Below are 15,592 nucleotides of genomic sequence, written 5' to 3'. Positions count from 1 at the left end.
TAGGCATCACCTCCTTCCTTTTTGGAACGAGATATACACCTAAGAGGCTGCAACCCTCTTAGGGCAACCTCTACTTCAATTATAATAAATCAATTTTTTACTTTTTATGGATTCTTTTTATGAGTTTTTAATCGACACTAAGTGCCTAATAGCACCAAGACAAATATATAGATGTAGTCGTGCTATTTCTTATTTACCCCTTAGCCCTTTTTCCCCAAGCCCTTCTATAAGAGAGGAAGGGCTAAAGAATCCTTCTTTAATAAATGGAAGAAATATCTAATTGCCATGACTGCTAAAGTAGTCTTGCAAATGATATAAAAGATAGCTTCTTTTTTTATCTTCTTAAATATAAAGATATACACTCGGCCTTTATTGATAGATTAAGCTTTTACTTCTCTAGTCTGCACTCTTTAGCGTTTTTTACAAGAGCAAGAAAACGGTAAAAAAGATGCATCATCTTTGAGTAAGGAGCGATTATAAAAAAGCTTAAGATAGTACTTAAGTGCAAGACTAGTATATAAGGAAGCACAGAAGTTTCTCTAAGTAGCATTAGTAGTAAGCCACTTAAAGCCGCTAAAAATAGCATGAAAATTAAAGCATAGTCTATATTTAAGCTTTTTGCGTCAACTAACTCAGGGTCTGCTTTTAGCTTGATGCTAAAAAGTCCTATACAGCCTATAACTAAAAGCACACCGCCTATGGTTCCAAAAAGCTTTGGCGCAGAGAGGAAGGGATAAGGTGCGTGATAGTTTAAAAAGTGATCATATATCGCTGCTATGACCGTAGCTATAAAACAAAGCACAAAGCCATAAAATACACAGTGATGGAAGTAGCGACGGATATTTGATCTATTCTCCCCATTTGGAAAAGTACAGCCTTCAGACTTATGCCCACCTAGATTTTTTAAAGTAAGGGCATCTTTTAAAGCATTCATCCAGTCTATAAAACTAACACCACTAAAGCCTATATGTCTTGCAAACTTAACACAACTTATAACTATCATGATGATAGCTATAACTGCAAAGATGCTAAAAACACTAACCATAGTCACATAGCTTGTGATCTCATAAAAGTTACCACCTACATCCTTGCTAAAACTCCCACTAGCCACAGCTAAAAATATAGCTATGATGATAAGTAAAAGTATAGTTGTAAGAAGTCCTGCTTTTTGAAAGGCTAGGCTTAAAAAGTTAGGCGTAGCAAACTTTTTATAGCTTTCTTTTCTAACGCTAGAAAAGTCGCGTGATACTACTATATCAAACTCATGTGGTGGGGCGTACTGACAAGCATACAAGCACTCTCCGCACTGATGGCATAAGTTTGCAAGATAGTCCATATCTTTTATATCAAACTCACGTCTTTTTTCCATCGCTGGAAAAACTGCACAAAATCCTTCACAGTATCTACACGCATTACAAATCTGACTTAGCCTTATAGCTTTACTATATAACTCTTTATTCTCACTCATTTTGCATCCCCAACTAATTCTTTATCTTTAATAACCTTTCTTGATTTAGCAGCCTCGCGTCCTGCTATACGTCCAAATACAGAGCCTATACTCATACCAAAGCCAGCACAGTAGCCTTGAGTTAAGATATTACCCGCCATAACTTCTCCTGCTGCAAAAAGGTTAGAGCAGATGCTTCCATCTTCCATAACTACATTTGCATCCTTTGTGACTTTTACTCCAAGATAGGTAAAAGTTATGCCCGGGCGGAGTGGATAGCAGTAAAATGGAGGTTTATCTATAGTCTGTGCCCAGTGAGTTTTTTCAACCTCTAGCCCTTCTGTATGGCAGTCATCAAGCACTGTGTGATTAAAGCTACCTTTTATGACATGGGCGTTAAACTCATCTACTGTTGCTTTTAAAGCATCTTTATCAAGCCCAATTTTTTCTGCTAACTCATCTAAAGAATCTGCAACTATAGGCTCAAAAAGTGGTGGCATATAAAGCTTTAAGACCTTTACATCAGTGATAGAGTAGCCTATCTGGTCTGGTTGGGTTGCTACTAGTCGCCCCCATAAAGCATAGCGTTTAGGCCAAAAGTCTTCACCTTCATCATAAAATCTTTTAGCATCTTTATTTACGACGATTCCAAGACTTACGCAATCAACCCTAGATGCTATGCCGCCATCATATTTAGGCGCCCTAGCATCTATTGCTACCATGTGACCTTGGGTTGGATCTCCTATGATCTTAGCCCCTGCATCTTTAAGTGCAAAAAGCATCTTGCCTTGGTTAAACTTAGTCCCTCTAACTAAAAAGTTTTTAGCAGCATCGCCCCAAGCCTCACGAAGCTTGTTAAGATTAGATTCAAAGCCTCCACTTGCTATAACACAAGCCTTTGGCTTAAAGACTAAGATTCTATCATTAAGAGTATCTCTTACCTCTAAGCTTTTGATCTTAGAATCTTTTATAGTTAAGTTTATAGCCTCGTGATCATAAAGTATCTTTATACCCATCTTTTTAGCTTCTTTATAGTAAGAGTTAAGTAGTGACTTACCTCCTCCTAAAAAGAAAGCATTAGTCCTGCCAAGCTGCAAAGTACCACTAAAAGAGCTTTGAAAACGTACACCATGGCTTTTAGCCCACTTGACTGCTTCTGGTGTATTTCTTATAACAAAACGTGCATAGTCCTCATTAGTCTGTCCTTTTGTCACTTTATAGATATCTTCAAAAAACTCATCTTCACTATAAGTATCAGTTAAAACATCTGTTGGACCATAGTGCATGGAGCGTAAGTTCCTAGTATGCTGTGAGTTACCTCCACGCCATGCTTTTGGGGAGCTTTCTAGTACTATGACATCAGCACCATTTTCCCTAGCACTAATAGCAGCACTTAAGGCGGCATTACCCCCACCTACTATTAAAACATCACAATCTACTTCTTCCATACTATCTACTTGCCTTGTCATAAATCCCTCCTTTTCTAAAAACTATAATGGCTGCTATAAAAGAACATAATGCTGCAAAAGTAAGCCAGTAAGCAGGACTTACTGGATCTTTGGTTGAATCTATTAAAAGTTCACTTACTACAGGAGTAAAGCCTCCAAATATAGCAACTGCTATAGAGTAAGCAAAGCTAAAGCCTAAGGCTTTAATCTCTTTTGGCACAAACTCTGATAAAGCTACTACCATGGCGCCATTATATGCACCAAATATGAAGCTTAACCAAAGCTCTACTGCTATAACTTTGCCAAAGCTAATATGTCCACTTGTTAAAAAATGAAGGGCTGGATAAGCTGTTATAAGCCCTAAAAAAGTCATAACTAAGACTATAGGCTTTCTTCCTATCTTATCACTCACATAGCCTGAAATTGGCAGCCAGATAAAATTGCTTACGCCAATGATGGCAGTAAGCGTAAAAGCATCAAGCTTGCTAAGTCCTAAAGCACTTGTAGCAAAGCGAGGTGTATAAGCTGTGATAAAGTAAAAAGTAACTGTAGTCATCATCACAAACATGATAGCTAGGATGATAATCCTCCAGTTTAAAGCTAAGTTTACTAACATAGCCCCTAAAGTTTTAGGCGTTTTATGCTCCATTGCTTTAAATGTAGAAGTCTCTTCAAGTGACTTACGTATGTAAAGTATAAAAGGGACTGTTAAAAAGCCGATGAAAAAAGGTATCCTCCAGCCCCACTGACTAGTAAGCTTATCTCCCAGTAAGTAGAAAAGTAAAAGCCCTATAAGCCCTGCAAAGATGGTAGCTACTTGCTGACTACCACTTTGCCAGCTTACATAAAAGCCTTTAAGTCCTTTAGGGGCTGCTTCTGATAGATAGACACTAGCCCCACCTATCTCAGCCCCAGCAGAAAAGCCCTGCAACAAGCGTCCTATGACTACTATGATAGGTGCTAAAATGCCTATGTGTTCATAGCTTGGGGTTATGGCGATTGAAAGGGTGCCTAATGCCATGATGCTAAGGGTTAGCAAAAGACCTTTTTTTCTACCATACTTATCCATAAAAGCCCCTAGGAATATAGCTCCTAAAGGACGCATCAAAAAGCCAACACCATAAGCCACAAAGCTTTTAAGTATAGCTATAGCATCACTATGAGAAGGGAAAAAAGTCTGGGCTATGAAAGCTGCATAAAAGCCATAGACTGCAAAGTCATACATCTCCATAAAGTTTCCACTTGAAACTTTAAAAATCTTACCTGCCTCTTTTAGTTTAGAACGACTGGGTGGTTCTTCTTGTAACTTTTGTTCCATTATCGCCTCTGTTGTTTTGGGTTATGTAAATATAATACAAGATGGTTTTTAAGTTTTTTGTTCCATATAGTATGGAAAATATAAAATATTTGTTATTAGTGTTACTTTAAGATACTTTTTTGAGTAAAAAGAGGTAAAAGCATCAGTTCTAAACAGCATAGGTATGGATTTAAAGCATGGTCTGATAAATATGCTTATATATGTAACATAAAGTTACTTTATGTTTTACTTTCATTTATGTAGCGTGCGTTAAAGCCTTTTGTATCTAAGTTTTAGCACACAAAATGAAGTAGATATAATTACGCCAGTATAAATGGCTTAAGATTTTTAAACTACACTAAGCCAAGTTAGAAAAGGAAGACTGTGAACTTTTATGAGATATTTCAAATTAAACTAGGACTTAGAGATAAAAGAGATACTAGCCTAAAAAGCAAAAGTAAAAAAAAGCTTAGAGTTATGTTTATAGACTTTTGGGATGACTTTAAAGAAGACTTTAACCTACTACATAATGCCCTAAGCTATAACTACGACCTAGTACATGATAGTAAAAATCCCGAAGTAGTCTTTTGCTCAGTCTTTGGCTCTAGTGCACTAGAATATAAGTGCAAACGTATCATTTATATAGGGGAAAATATCTGCCCTAACTTTAACGCCTATGACTACGCCTTAAGCTTTGAACGCCTAAGCTATATGGATAGACACTTAAGAGTGCCTCACTATATCTGGAAGGGGTTTTTTGATCTTCAAAAAGATGAATATAAAAGCTTGCGTTTGCGTGATGATAGGGCTATGTTAGATCGTAAGTTTTGCAACATCATCTACTCTAATGACTTTAATATAGAATCTATGCGTATGGATACTTTGCATAGCTTTAGTAAGTATAAACAAGTAGACAGCGGTGGGCGTGCTGCTAATAATATAGGTGGGCCAGTTAAGGACAAGATAGCTTTTCAAAGTGGTTATAAGTTCTCCCTTGCTATAGAAAACTCTTCTCATAAAGGCTATGTGACTGAAAAGATTATGGATGCATTTTTAGCAGGCAGTGTGCCAATCTACTGGGGAGCAAGCGATGTAAACTTAGACTTTAATAAAGAAAGCTTTATTAACCTAAATGACTTTGCTAACTTAGAATCTGCTTTAGAGTATATAAAAAAGCTTGATAGTGATGATGCCCTTTACTTAAAGATGCTACGTGCAAATCCACTGAATAATGATGAGTTTTGTGAAAACTTTAATATAGAAAAACTCTCACAGTTTTTAGCCCACGCTATAGAAGAAGGAGATATCTATCATAAAGATAAAAACTTTGGACGCGATGTTAATGGTGGCTACCTAGGCATACCAAGGCTAGCAAAGTATGGTACTTTTTTTATTGTGAATAGGACTAAAAGAAGGGAAGCGCGCTACAAACTAGCCCAAAAGATACACAAGATACAAAAACGCTAAGCAGCCTTTATGCTTAGATGGCGGGCTATTAAAAGCAAATCAAGATTTGGCAAAACACTATTTTGATTATATTTGTTTTTTGAAGTTATTTGTAGAATCTAATAAAAGCCTAGATTATCTAGGCTTTGTGTGTTGTGTGATTAAAACTACTTAGCGATAAGCACTGGTATTGGAGAGTTGTGTATGAAACTGCTACCGTGAGAGCTAAAGACTTTATGTAAGAAAGAGTGTTCAGAGTCTCCTATGACTAGTAAGTCGTGTCTATGAGATTCTTCTAAGACTATGTCTATTGGGTCGCCATGCCTTAGGTATCTTTTGCAGTGTATACCTTCTTTTGTGAAAGTGTCTGCAAAGTAGTTTAAGACTTCATTGCTTTCTTCTTCTTGAGGCTCTTCTAGGGCTGAATAGTCAACTATCCCACTTTCTGCAAAGACGACAGTGTTTGCCACGACGTGTATTAGGTGGATGACTACATCATCTCTGTGACCAAATATTTTTATGATAGCAGGTATGGCCTTTTTACATTCCTCTGTGTCACTCACACCAAATAGAATCTTTACCATGACTATCCTCCTTTTATATTTTATAAAGTATGACTTCTATTTTATCATCTTTCTGAACGACTTCTTTGTAATGAAGCGTAGCTATTGCGTTATTTGCACTCCAAGCGTAGATATCACTTGAGTTTATCTCGCCGTTTTTATAGATACTAAACTCGCCATTTTCATACACACCTAAGACATTAATGGTTAGCTTAGAATTAGCCTTAAACTCTAGCTTATTAGTAGCTAGGACTTTTGTGTAGCACATATGCGTATTATTTATATGTTTTAAGATAGGGATAATTAAAAGCATAGTATTCATAATGGCTGCGTTTGGATTCCCCGGAAGAGAGAGGATGAACTTAGTGGCTTCACCTTGAGTTATAGTTGAAAGCAAAAAAGGCTTACCCGGCTTTATTAAAAGCTTAGTAGAGTGTACTTTTGCATCAAGCTTTTCTAGGGCTTGCTTTGTGTAGTCTTTGCCTCCTACACTTGCTCCTGCACTTGTTATAACTACATCAGATTCTTTTAAAGCATCACTTAAACCCTTTATATACTCATCAAGGTTATCTTTTAAGTGCCCCTTGCTTTTTGCCCTGTAACCATAAGTTTTTAGACATAAAAATACAGAGTGAGAGTTGATGTCATAAACTTTAGCTTCTTCAAGCTTACTTGGGCTGTTATCAGATTCTACTACTTCATCACCACTACTAAAGATAGCGATACGTGGGGCTTCATAGATGCTTACTTCTTTGTAGCCAAAGCCTGCTAAAACTGCTAGCTCGCCAAAGCCTAATCTTGTACCTTTTTTTAAAACTAGCGCGCCTTCTTTTACATTTTCACCTTTTAGTCTTACGTGTGATTGATATCTTAGGCTGTGCTCTAAGGCGTGAGGGTCAAAAGTGACTTTATCACCTTCTATCTTGCTGTCTTCTTTTAAGATGATGCTTGGTTTTTTTATAGATTCTGGAATCTTAGCGCCTGTTGTTATAAGAAAGCATTCATTTTCTTTGATAGCTTCTTTTACATCCATACCAGTGTAAATTTCAGCTTTAACCTTAAAAGTATCCCCATCATGCCACAAGCTAGCATCCACGCAGTAGCCATCCATAGCAGAGTTAGTAAAGCTTGGAAGGGCAAAAGGTGCATATATATCTTCACTTAGCACTTGGTTAAGTGCGTTATCTAGTGGCTCAAGTTTTGTCCTTTTTAAGCTAGGCAAAGTGCTTACTACTTTAAAAAAGTCTTCTAGGCTTAAGGCTTTAGTATCCATGATGTATCCTCCATAGAGTCGATTGTAAGAGTAGATTCTACCTAATAGATTCTGCAAACAAAGTTAAGTTGTTTTATAATTAAGCCTTAAACAACCTAAGCTCTTGCAATATATAAGGAGAGTGCGACTTTGATAAAACTAGATGTTTCTAAAAGCTATAATTTTTTGATAGTTAGACCTGATCACATAGGTGATGTAATCTTGTCCTTGCCAGTGGCTGAAAGCCTAAAGACTAGGTTTAAAAACTCTAAAGTCTACTACCTAGCTAAAGACTACACAGAGCCACTTTTTGAAAACAACCCCTTTGTGGATGGCATGATAAACTTAAACACTAATGGTAAGTTTGATAAAGATGCACTAGTAGATAGGCTAAAAAAAGCACATATTGATATCTCTATATCCTTTGTGCCTGATAAAGAGACTACTCCAGCCATATATAAAGCAGGTATTCCTATAAGGATAGGAAGTTTTATAAAGCTTTACTCACTTCTTTTGACTAAAAGAGTAAGGCAAAAACGCTCTCTTTGCTTGAAAAATGAAGCTGAGTACAATTTAGAAATATTAAAGCCTCTAGGTTGTACACCCTATGATAGAAAGACTAATACTTTTTTTCCAAAACTCTATATAACAAAAGAAGAAAGTCAAAAAGCTAAAGCTTTTATAGAATCTAATTTCAGTCAAAAAAAACCACTTGTGATTTTGCATCCCGGAAGTCATGGTAACTCTAAAGATTGGGGTATAGCAAACTTTTTGAACCTTGCTAATAAATTAAAGTCTGACTATAACGTCTTAGTTAGTGGTAGTCTTAGTGAAATAGAAAGCATACTTAAAACTAAAGAAGCTAAAAACTTAGATGAAAACAACTTTTTAAAGCCAGTTGGTTTGAGGGAGTTTATTAGCATTATTAATGAAGCCTCTTTATTTATGACTAATAGCACTGGCCCCTTGCACGTAGCAGGAGCTTTAGGAGTGCAAACTATAGGCTTTTATCCTGATAAGCTAACTATGAACTGCCTTAGATGGGGTAGCTTTACTAAAGATGATAATGGGATTTATATAACTCCAAGTGGGGTATATCACGGTTTTCAAACTTATAAACAGCCAGATCTCAGTCAAGATGATCCAAAAAGAACTGATATGAGTGTTATAAAAGTAGATGATGTTTATAAGGAAGTTTGCTTAGAGCTTAAAAAAATATAGAATCTAAACAGTCAAGATACGTATTATGTATAAATGTATTTTAAAAAGGTAAAAGCACAATGAAGTTGGATTTAGATAAAAGCTATAACTTTTTGATAGTTAGGCTTGATCATATAGGAGATGTAGTGCTAACTTTAGGATGTGCTGAAGCTATAAAGACTAGATTTAAAAATGCCAAAGTTTTTTATCTAGTAAACTCTTACACAGCACCACTTTTTGAACATCATGCCTTTGTTGATGGCTTTATAGATTTAAATACTAATGGCGTTTTTGATCAAAAAGCACTTATATCACGTATAAAGGCTGCAAAGATTGATATATCCATATCTTTTGCACCAGATAAGTTTGCACTTCCAGCTATTTTTAAAGCTAGAGTTAAGATAAGACTTGGAAACTTTATAAAGCTTTACTCACTTCTTTTAACTAAACGCGTCATCCAAAACCGTTCTGCTTGTAATAGAAGTGAAGCACTTTATGACTTAGAGCTTTTAAAGCCTCTAGGTTGTAGCACTAACTTTTATCCTAAGCTTTTTGTAAGTGAGGCTGAAAAAGAAGAAGCTCTAAAGTATATAGAATCTAGCTTTGCAAACAAACGCCCCTTAGTTATAGTCCACCCAGGAAGCCTTAAAAGCACGGTAGAGTGGGGTAGGGAGAAGTTTTTAGAAGTGGCTAGCCTTTTAAGTGAGAACTATAATGTCTTAGTTACTGGCTCAGATTCTGAGATGAAAGAGCTACTTACTTTTAAAAGAGGTAACTTAAAAGAATCTAACTTTTTAAAGCCGGGTTCACTAAGATGGATAATAAGCATTATCTCACTTGCTGACTTAATAGTAGTTAATGCAACTGGTACCTTACATATTGCAGCAGCTCTTGGTGTTAGGATAGTTGGCATTTACCCAGATAGACTGCAGATTAACCCAACTAGGTGGGCTGCTTTTACAAAAGAAGATGATGATGTTTATATAACACCTAGTGGGATTTTTTATGGTGCTAAGTCTTATAAGCCCCCAAGTTTTGATAATAACGACCCAAGGATGGTTAATATGGATGCCATTAAAGTAGATGAGGTTTATAAGATAGCTGATCTAGAGTTAAAAAAGTTAGATCCCAGGTATAAAAAGATAGCCATTTTGTATATAGCCTTAGGACGATATGACATATTTTTTAATGACTTTTATGAAAGTATGGAAAAGCACTTTGTGACAAGTGCTAAAAAGACCTACTTTGTATTTACAGATTCTGCAAATATAAGCACTCATGATAATGTAGTAAAGATAAAGCAAGAAAAGCTAGGCTGGCCCTTTGATACATTAAAGCGTTTTGCTATGTTTGAAAGCATCAAAGATAGGCTTGCTAACTTTGACTACATCTTTTTCTTTAATGCTAATGCTTTAGTTTTAGAAGACATACAAGCTAAAGAGGTGCTTCCTTCAGAGAAAGAAGGCTTGGTTTTTGCAAGGCATCCGTCTTTTTCTTATATCAAAGAAGATCTAACTTGGGATAGTAGGGATAGTTTTAGAGATAGCTACCACAAAGACTTAAACTCCCTAGCTTGCATAAAAGAAGATGAAGGCTTTGCCTATGTTATGGGTGCTTTAAATGGAGGCAGGGCTAAAGAGTATTTAGAACTTATAAGCACTTTGCATGCTAATGTGGAATCTGACTTGCAAAAAGATGTCATAGCAGTGTGGCATGATGAAAGCCATCTTAATAGATACTTAATAGACTTTTGTAAGGCTGGACATGCACCAAAGATACTAGGGGCTAACTTCTTAGTGCCAGAGGAGTGTCTAGAAAAGCTAGGGTTTGGATTCTATAAAGACACACCTTTTTTAAAGCTAAGTAGTTTAAAAGCTAAGATCACTTTGCTTGATAAGTCTCACCCTAGATTTGGCGGGCATGAGTACTTAAGGGGAGCAGTGGTACAAGACTTTAAGCCAAAAGTGGGATTAACTTGTATAAAAGATACGGGGGGGGGGGGGTAAAGCCCTTCTTAAAATTTGGCTATGTAAGATTTATCTTTGCTGTGCTGTTTTTAAAGCTAAAACACTGCATTATTTCAAAAAAAGCTAAGAAAAAATGTCAAGAAAAGAAGTTAAGAAAAAAAGCTTAAAGCTAGACCAATCTTTCTTAACATATGACGAAGTAGCTTAGCACTTCTCTTTTTTATTTTTAGATTCCATTAAGCAGTAAGTAGCGTGTTAAGTTATTAATATCTAACTTTAAAATCTATTTAAACATCCTATATATCTTATAAAAGATGACTAGGACTAAGACTATAAATGAGATGATACTTAGGGTTTGATTAACCATGCTAAAGATTCCTATTAAAGCTAGGATTCCTATAATGACTAAGATAATGTTTTCTTTCATAGTATATGCCTTTTAGATATCGTGGCTAAGGGGCTATAAACCCCTTTTTAGATTTTAGTGAGGGAACTCATACATCATCTTTTGGAATCTACTAGCTATCATTTGTGCCCTCTCTAAGATCTTTTTCTTAGGGGCTTCTTCGTAGATATCATCCAAAGACTTTTCAAAAAGCCCTAGCCACTCGCTAAATCTCTCCCTTGGGAAAGGCTTTAACTCAAGGTGTACTTTTAAAGGAAGGCCATTATAAGTATCTTCGCCTAAAAGCATATGACGCCAAAAGTTAGCTATCTTTATCTTATGGGCTTCCCAGCTAGCTTCATCAGTGCCTATGACTGAGTTAAAAATAGCCCCTAAGTGCTCATCTTTTCTTATACGTGCGTAAAAGTCATCCATTAGCATTTTTATATTTTCTGGTGTTATCTCAGTTTGTTTCATGTGGTTTATGCTCCTTATATAAATATCTTTAAAGCTTATATAAAATTTTAAACTTTATATACTACATAAATCAATTTATACTACCTAAAAGGATAAAAAGTGGCTTGTTTGATTTATCAAAGTCCTATAGGCAAGATAGTTTTAGAAGGAAAAGAAGGCATAGAATCTTTGCTAGTTATAAAAGAGGAGTATGAGTTAGAAAGATATAAGCTAGAAGAAGATAAGAAAACTCCCCTTTTACTAGAAGCTAAAAATGAGCTAGATGCCTACTTTAAAGGGAAACTAAAAAGCTTTAGTGTGCCTTTAACTTTGAAAGGAAGCCCTTTTGAACTAGCAGTTTATAACGCCCTTTTAGATATAAAATATGGCGAAGTTGCAAGCTATAAAGATATAGCCTTTGCTATTAATAATCCGCGTGCGTGTCGTGCTGTAGGTAATGCAAACTCTAAAAACAAAATAGCCATCATAGTGCCTTGCCACCGCATCATAGCTGCAGATGAAGGACTTGGGGGCTATGCTTATGGGCTTGATATGAAGAGGTTTTTACTAAGGCTTGAAGGGGCAAGCTTTAAAGGGCTAAGGGCTTAAAAAAGCTACTAGATTCTAGTTTTAAAAAAGCTAAAAATCCTTAGGTTTAAGAATCTGGCTAAAGTGGTTTTTAAGTGGTTGTGAGTTTAAGTTCGCATATTTCCCATATAATGCGGTGTTTAAAAGCATGGAAATAAAAATCTAAACTTAGGTAGGCTATGAAGCATAACATCATAATTAGCTCTTATACATTTTTTGTACTAGCTCTTTTTACCATGCTTGCCCTTCTAGCCTCAGAGTTTACGACAACTTTTTCTCAACTCTTTATCTTGCTTAGCAAAAATGGAAGGATTTATGATGTCTTTTCTATGATTATTTGTATAGCTGGGATAGTTAGTATTTTTTATACAGCTAGTTTTATTTATAAACGCAAAACTTCAGAATCCAAAAAAGCCATCTTGATACTAAGTATAGCCTGTGTGCTATCGCTACTTTTTTTACTTTTTTTGTTTTGGCACTTGCTAGATCACGCAAAAAGTATAGTGGTTAATGAGATAAGTGTAGAAGAAGATATAAGGTTTTATAAGTTTTCAAGCTATGCTGCTTCGTTAAATGGAATCTTGTTTTTCTTAAGCTTTATCTTTTTTATATTCTTGCCAGTGCTTTATCGTCTTATCTCACTTAGTCTTAATCTTAGCTCAAGAACAGGGCGCCTTTTAAGCATACTAGAGCCTAATAAAACTACCATAGTTATCTTTTTGTTTGCAGCTATCTTAGAACCAAGTTTTGCGGCTTCTGATAAGCTTTTTTATATAGATGCATTTTTATTTTTGATAGGGGCTATTATGTTTTTAGTTATGGCTTTTATGAAAAAGGCCTTGTTTCGCTTTTATGACTATGTAAATATAACTATGCTTGCACTTGGAATCTTAGTCATACTAGTAAGTGTTAATGCCATGTCAAATAGTGACTTTTATAATGCTAGATTTTGCTTTTTAATACTTGGTTTTGTTAGCTGGAGTGCTAGCTGGATAAACTTTTTACTAAAAGAAGAAAGCTAAAAGATATAATCTTAAATCTACTTTAAGGATTAAACCATGGATAGTATCACTCTTAAAAACCCTCTTGATATGCACCTTCACCTGCGAGAAGGCGAGCTTTTAAAAGCTGTGCTTCCTTATACTACAAAGCCTTTTAGCCTAGCTTTAGTCATGCCTAATCTTAAAAAGCCACTAATTCATACTAGTTTGGTTGAAAGCTATGAAAAAGAGATTCTATCTTTAAGCAAGGAAGAAAACTTTACTCCTTTGATGTCTTTGTATATAAGTAGCGAGTTAAGCAAAGAGGACTTAGATAGTGCGCAAAAAAAGGGCATTAAAATCTTAAAACTTTATCCAAAAGGGGCTACTACTAACTCTAGTCTTGGAGTTGGTGATGTATTAGATTCTAAGCTTTTAGAGCTTTTAGGGTATGCAGAAACTAAGGGCTTTATACTTAGTATACATGGCGAAAGTAGCGGCTTTAGTATGGATAGGGAGTATGAGTTTGCAAGTGTGTTTAAAGAGCTAGCTAAAAGCTTTCCAAATCTAAAAATCATAATAGAACACATGAGTGATAAAAGATCTATAAAGCTTTTAGAAGAGTATAAAAATATCTATGCGACCTTAACACCCCATCATATAAGTATGACTTTAGATGATGTTATAGGAGGCATGCTTAATCCACATCATTTCTGTAAGCCTGTACTAAAGACCAAGGCTGATAAAGATGCACTTTTAGAACTAGCCTTAAGTGCTAATGCAAAAGTAAGCTTTGGGTCTGACTCAGCCCCTCACACTATAGAATCTAAACTAAAAGGTGCAGCTGGTATCTTTAACGCCCCTATCATCTTACCCTTCCTTACTAGCCTTTTTGCTAAGCACAACAAACTAGAAAACTTACAAAGCTTTATAAGTGATAATGCAGTTAGGATTTACAACCTAAGCTTTGCAAAAGATAAGTTTGTGACTTTAGAAAAAAAAGACTATCAAGTGCCAGATTTCATAACTTCAAGCCTAGGTGATATAAAAGTGCTTTTTGGTGGAGATACACTTGAGTATAGGATAAAAGCTATCTCATGAAACATATAGTCTTTTATGTGCTTTTAGGCATCATAGCATTTGGAGGGATGCTTTACTACGCGGTTACTAAGGGTTTGCACTTTGAGGAAGCTAGCTTGCAGACTGCAAAAGTTTCAAGCAAGCTAGCAAAGTCAAAAAGCTATATTAATGTCTCTTATATAAAAGGCACTACACATGTAGTCCATAGTCCAAGTATAGCTAGGATTGATAGTAGCGCTTATCTAGTAGGCTTTTTTGGCGGGAGTAGGGAGGGGGCAAAGGATGTAAAAATCTATGCATCTATCTTTTATCCAAAACAGTACTCTTATCACATGGATAAAAGTCTTTATTCAACTGATGCCAACTCTGATAGGCACTCTAAAGTCCTTCCTATACTAGATAGGATGACTTTAAGATATCAGACTAAGCACTATATATCTAAGCTTGGGAATCCTGTGCTTTTTACTAAAGGAGATACTATCTATCTAAGTGTGGTAGCTCCTAGCTTTGGGGGCTGGGCGACTGCAAGGATCTATCTTTTAAGTGCACCTATAAAAGAGGTAAAAGACTACTTTGAAGGAAGGCTTACTAAAAGCCCTTTTAAGCTAGTAAACCACTTCTTGCTTTCAAGCTTTTTTAACCTTAGCCATCTAGTAAGGACTGAGCCTATAAGCTTAGATGATAATAGAACCTTACTTCCTCTCTACTTTGAAATGGGTAGAAAGCTGCCACTTTTAGCAGTACTAGATTCTAAGTTTAATGTAGCTATGCTTTTAAGACCTACTACTATACCTTTCTTGCTTCAGCCCTCACTTGTGCCTTTTGATAAGTATAACTGCTTGCTTGCTTATAGAAATGGCTCTCATACTACTAGTCCTAAACTTTATCTTCAAACTTGTAAAACTGCTAATGGCACGCTTACTTTTGGCACTCCTTATGAAAGCACTATTAATAACTTTGATTCTTCTATAGGGCTTTTTAATCTTAATCACATAGTAGCTATGGTTTATAATGAAGTTGATAGTGGCGATGCTAGTAAGATGGATGAAAGCACAGAAAAAAATACTAGAGAGAAGCTATCTTTAGCACTTTTTGAAGGAGAGGACTTTGTAAAAGTTGACACACTTGCTTATAGACCAAAAGGCCATGCTAGCTACCCTAGTATAGTGACTAATGGAGATTATGCTTATATAGCTTTTAGTGATAGCAATGAAAGCATAGGCATTATAAGTATGAATACTAGCTTTTTAAAAGAGAAAGAAAAGTTATTGCAAAAAGATAGCAATACTAGTTTGGAATCTAAAATAAATAGCAATTTTGCAAGGACAAAAGTTCTAAGTGAAAAAGTAGGCACAAGAAAGAGTGAGTCAAAAAAGAGTGAATATAGTAAAGAAGGCAAACACGCAAGTAAGGCTAAAGAAAAGCAAAATCCTAGTGATAAGTAAAAAGTTTTAAATAAACTAGAATAAATGCTATAAGCATT

At 35.7% G+C, this 15,592-nt stretch carries 14 protein-coding genes; 7 read left to right on the top strand and 7 right to left on the bottom strand.

Translation table 11 applies throughout. The features are described 5' to 3' along the window. Nucleotides 1-388: 388 nt before the first annotated feature. Genes tcuB through tcuC form a run of 3 tightly spaced genes read right to left on the bottom strand, consistent with a single transcriptional unit; the run spans nucleotide 389 to nucleotide 4,213 of the window. Nucleotides 389-1,468, bottom strand: a complete 1,080-nt coding sequence (gene tcuB, locus BKH40_RS03620; RefSeq protein ID WP_095277042.1) for a tricarballylate utilization 4Fe-4S protein TcuB — start codon at nucleotides 1,466-1,468, stop codon at nucleotides 389-391. Beyond that, on the bottom strand, nucleotides 1,465-2,916 hold the full coding sequence (tcuA, locus tag BKH40_RS03615) for an FAD-dependent tricarballylate dehydrogenase TcuA (RefSeq protein ID WP_275542234.1): 1,452 nt from the start codon (nucleotides 2,914-2,916) through the stop codon (nucleotides 1,465-1,467). Before tcuA ends, tcuB begins: the two co-directional genes overlap by 4 nt. After that, complete coding sequence (gene tcuC / locus BKH40_RS03610) at nucleotides 2,897-4,213, bottom strand: tricarballylate/proton symporter TcuC (protein ID WP_095277041.1); 1,317 nt, start codon at nucleotides 4,211-4,213, stop codon at nucleotides 2,897-2,899. Before tcuC ends, tcuA begins: the two co-directional genes overlap by 20 nt. 363 nt (nucleotides 4,214-4,576) lie before the next feature. On the opposite strand from tcuC, the gene BKH40_RS03605 reads away from it, so the two are divergent. Next, nucleotides 4,577-5,659 carry a glycosyltransferase family 10 gene (locus tag BKH40_RS03605; protein WP_095277039.1) on the top strand — a complete coding sequence of 361 codons (1,083 nt, stop codon included), beginning with the start codon at nucleotides 4,577-4,579 and terminating at the stop codon, nucleotides 5,657-5,659. 146 nt (nucleotides 5,660-5,805) lie between these two features. Here the strand turns inward: BKH40_RS03605 and BKH40_RS03600 are convergent, their stop codons facing one another. Then, nucleotides 5,806-6,222 carry a universal stress protein gene (locus BKH40_RS03600; protein WP_095277037.1) on the bottom strand — a complete coding sequence of 139 codons (417 nt, stop codon included), beginning with the start codon at nucleotides 6,220-6,222 and terminating at the stop codon, nucleotides 5,806-5,808. 13 nt (nucleotides 6,223-6,235) lie between these two features. Continuing rightward, nucleotides 6,236-7,474, bottom strand: a complete 1,239-nt coding sequence (locus BKH40_RS03595; RefSeq protein ID WP_095277036.1) for a molybdopterin molybdotransferase MoeA — start codon at nucleotides 7,472-7,474, stop codon at nucleotides 6,236-6,238. Nucleotides 7,475-7,603: 129 nt separating this feature from the next. Here BKH40_RS03595 and BKH40_RS03590 point away from each other — a divergent pair, with 129 nt between their 5' ends. Continuing rightward, nucleotides 7,604-8,674 carry a glycosyltransferase family 9 protein gene (locus tag BKH40_RS03590; protein ID WP_095277034.1) on the top strand — a complete coding sequence of 357 codons (1,071 nt, stop codon included), beginning with the start codon at nucleotides 7,604-7,606 and terminating at the stop codon, nucleotides 8,672-8,674. 59 nt (nucleotides 8,675-8,733) lie between these two features. Beyond that, a complete protein-coding gene (locus tag BKH40_RS03585) occupies nucleotides 8,734-10,659 on the top strand; it encodes a glycosyltransferase family 9 protein (protein ID WP_095277033.1) in 1,926 nt (641 codons plus the stop codon). Nucleotides 10,660-10,903: 244 nt separating this feature from the next. Here the strand turns inward: BKH40_RS03585 and BKH40_RS08705 are convergent, their stop codons facing one another. Next, the gene (locus tag BKH40_RS08705) at nucleotides 10,904-11,047 is read right to left on the bottom strand and encodes a hypothetical protein (protein WP_180675099.1); all 144 of its coding nucleotides are present in this window, start codon (nucleotides 11,045-11,047) and stop codon (nucleotides 10,904-10,906) included. 54 nt (nucleotides 11,048-11,101) lie between these two features. Next, nucleotides 11,102-11,482 carry a group III truncated hemoglobin gene (locus BKH40_RS03580; protein WP_095277031.1) on the bottom strand — a complete coding sequence of 127 codons (381 nt, stop codon included), beginning with the start codon at nucleotides 11,480-11,482 and terminating at the stop codon, nucleotides 11,102-11,104. A 99-nt stretch (nucleotides 11,483-11,581) separates the two neighbouring features. On the opposite strand from BKH40_RS03580, the gene BKH40_RS03575 reads away from it, so the two are divergent. From BKH40_RS03575 to BKH40_RS03560, 4 genes are all read left to right on the top strand, one after another. After that, nucleotides 11,582-12,070 (top strand): methylated-DNA--[protein]-cysteine S-methyltransferase, encoded by a 489-nt coding sequence (locus BKH40_RS03575; protein ID WP_180675097.1) that lies wholly within the window; start codon nucleotides 11,582-11,584, stop codon nucleotides 12,068-12,070. Nucleotides 12,071-12,228: 158 nt separating this feature from the next. Then, complete coding sequence (locus tag BKH40_RS03570; protein ID WP_095277030.1) at nucleotides 12,229-13,071, top strand: hypothetical protein; 843 nt, start codon at nucleotides 12,229-12,231, stop codon at nucleotides 13,069-13,071. 36 nt (nucleotides 13,072-13,107) lie between these two features. After that, nucleotides 13,108-14,130, top strand: coding sequence for a dihydroorotase (gene pyrC / locus BKH40_RS03565; RefSeq protein WP_095277028.1), 1,023 nt, complete (start codon nucleotides 13,108-13,110; stop codon nucleotides 14,128-14,130). Then, nucleotides 14,127-15,554 carry an exo-alpha-sialidase gene (locus BKH40_RS03560; protein WP_095277026.1) on the top strand — a complete coding sequence of 476 codons (1,428 nt, stop codon included), beginning with the start codon at nucleotides 14,127-14,129 and terminating at the stop codon, nucleotides 15,552-15,554. The genes pyrC and BKH40_RS03560 overlap by 4 nt, the downstream gene beginning before the upstream one ends. The last annotated feature ends 38 nt before the right edge of the window (nucleotides 15,555-15,592 follow it).

It is taken from the genome of Helicobacter sp. 11S02629-2 (genome assembly GCF_002272875.1).
Lineage (GTDB): Bacteria > Campylobacterota > Campylobacteria > Campylobacterales > Helicobacteraceae > Helicobacter_I.
The sequence above is the reverse complement of the archived record's forward strand: the minus strand, read 5'-3'. Positions and strand labels throughout refer to the sequence as shown.

Coding starts and splice junctions, on each gene's coding strand:
- tcuB (WP_095277042.1), bottom strand. CDS start 1,468: ATGAGTGAGAATAAAGAGTTATATAGTAAAGCTATAAGGCTAAGTCAG.
- tcuA (WP_275542234.1), bottom strand. CDS start 2,916: ATGACAAGGCAAGTAGATAGTATGGAAGAAGTAGATTGTGATGTTTTA.
- tcuC (WP_095277041.1), bottom strand. CDS start 4,213: ATGGAACAAAAGTTACAAGAAGAACCACCCAGTCGTTCTAAACTAAAA.
- BKH40_RS03600 (WP_095277037.1), bottom strand. CDS start 6,222: ATGGTAAAGATTCTATTTGGTGTGAGTGACACAGAGGAATGTAAAAAG.
- BKH40_RS03595 (WP_095277036.1), bottom strand. CDS start 7,474: ATGGATACTAAAGCCTTAAGCCTAGAAGACTTTTTTAAAGTAGTAAGC.
- BKH40_RS03585 (WP_095277033.1), top strand. CDS start 8,734: ATGAAGTTGGATTTAGATAAAAGCTATAACTTTTTGATAGTTAGGCTT.
- BKH40_RS08705 (WP_180675099.1), bottom strand. CDS start 11,047: ATGAAAGAAAACATTATCTTAGTCATTATAGGAATCCTAGCTTTAATA.
- BKH40_RS03580 (WP_095277031.1), bottom strand. CDS start 11,482: ATGAAACAAACTGAGATAACACCAGAAAATATAAAAATGCTAATGGAT.
- BKH40_RS03570 (WP_095277030.1), top strand. CDS start 12,229: ATGAAGCATAACATCATAATTAGCTCTTATACATTTTTTGTACTAGCT.
- pyrC (WP_095277028.1), top strand. CDS start 13,108: ATGGATAGTATCACTCTTAAAAACCCTCTTGATATGCACCTTCACCTG.
- BKH40_RS03560 (WP_095277026.1), top strand. CDS start 14,127: ATGAAACATATAGTCTTTTATGTGCTTTTAGGCATCATAGCATTTGGA.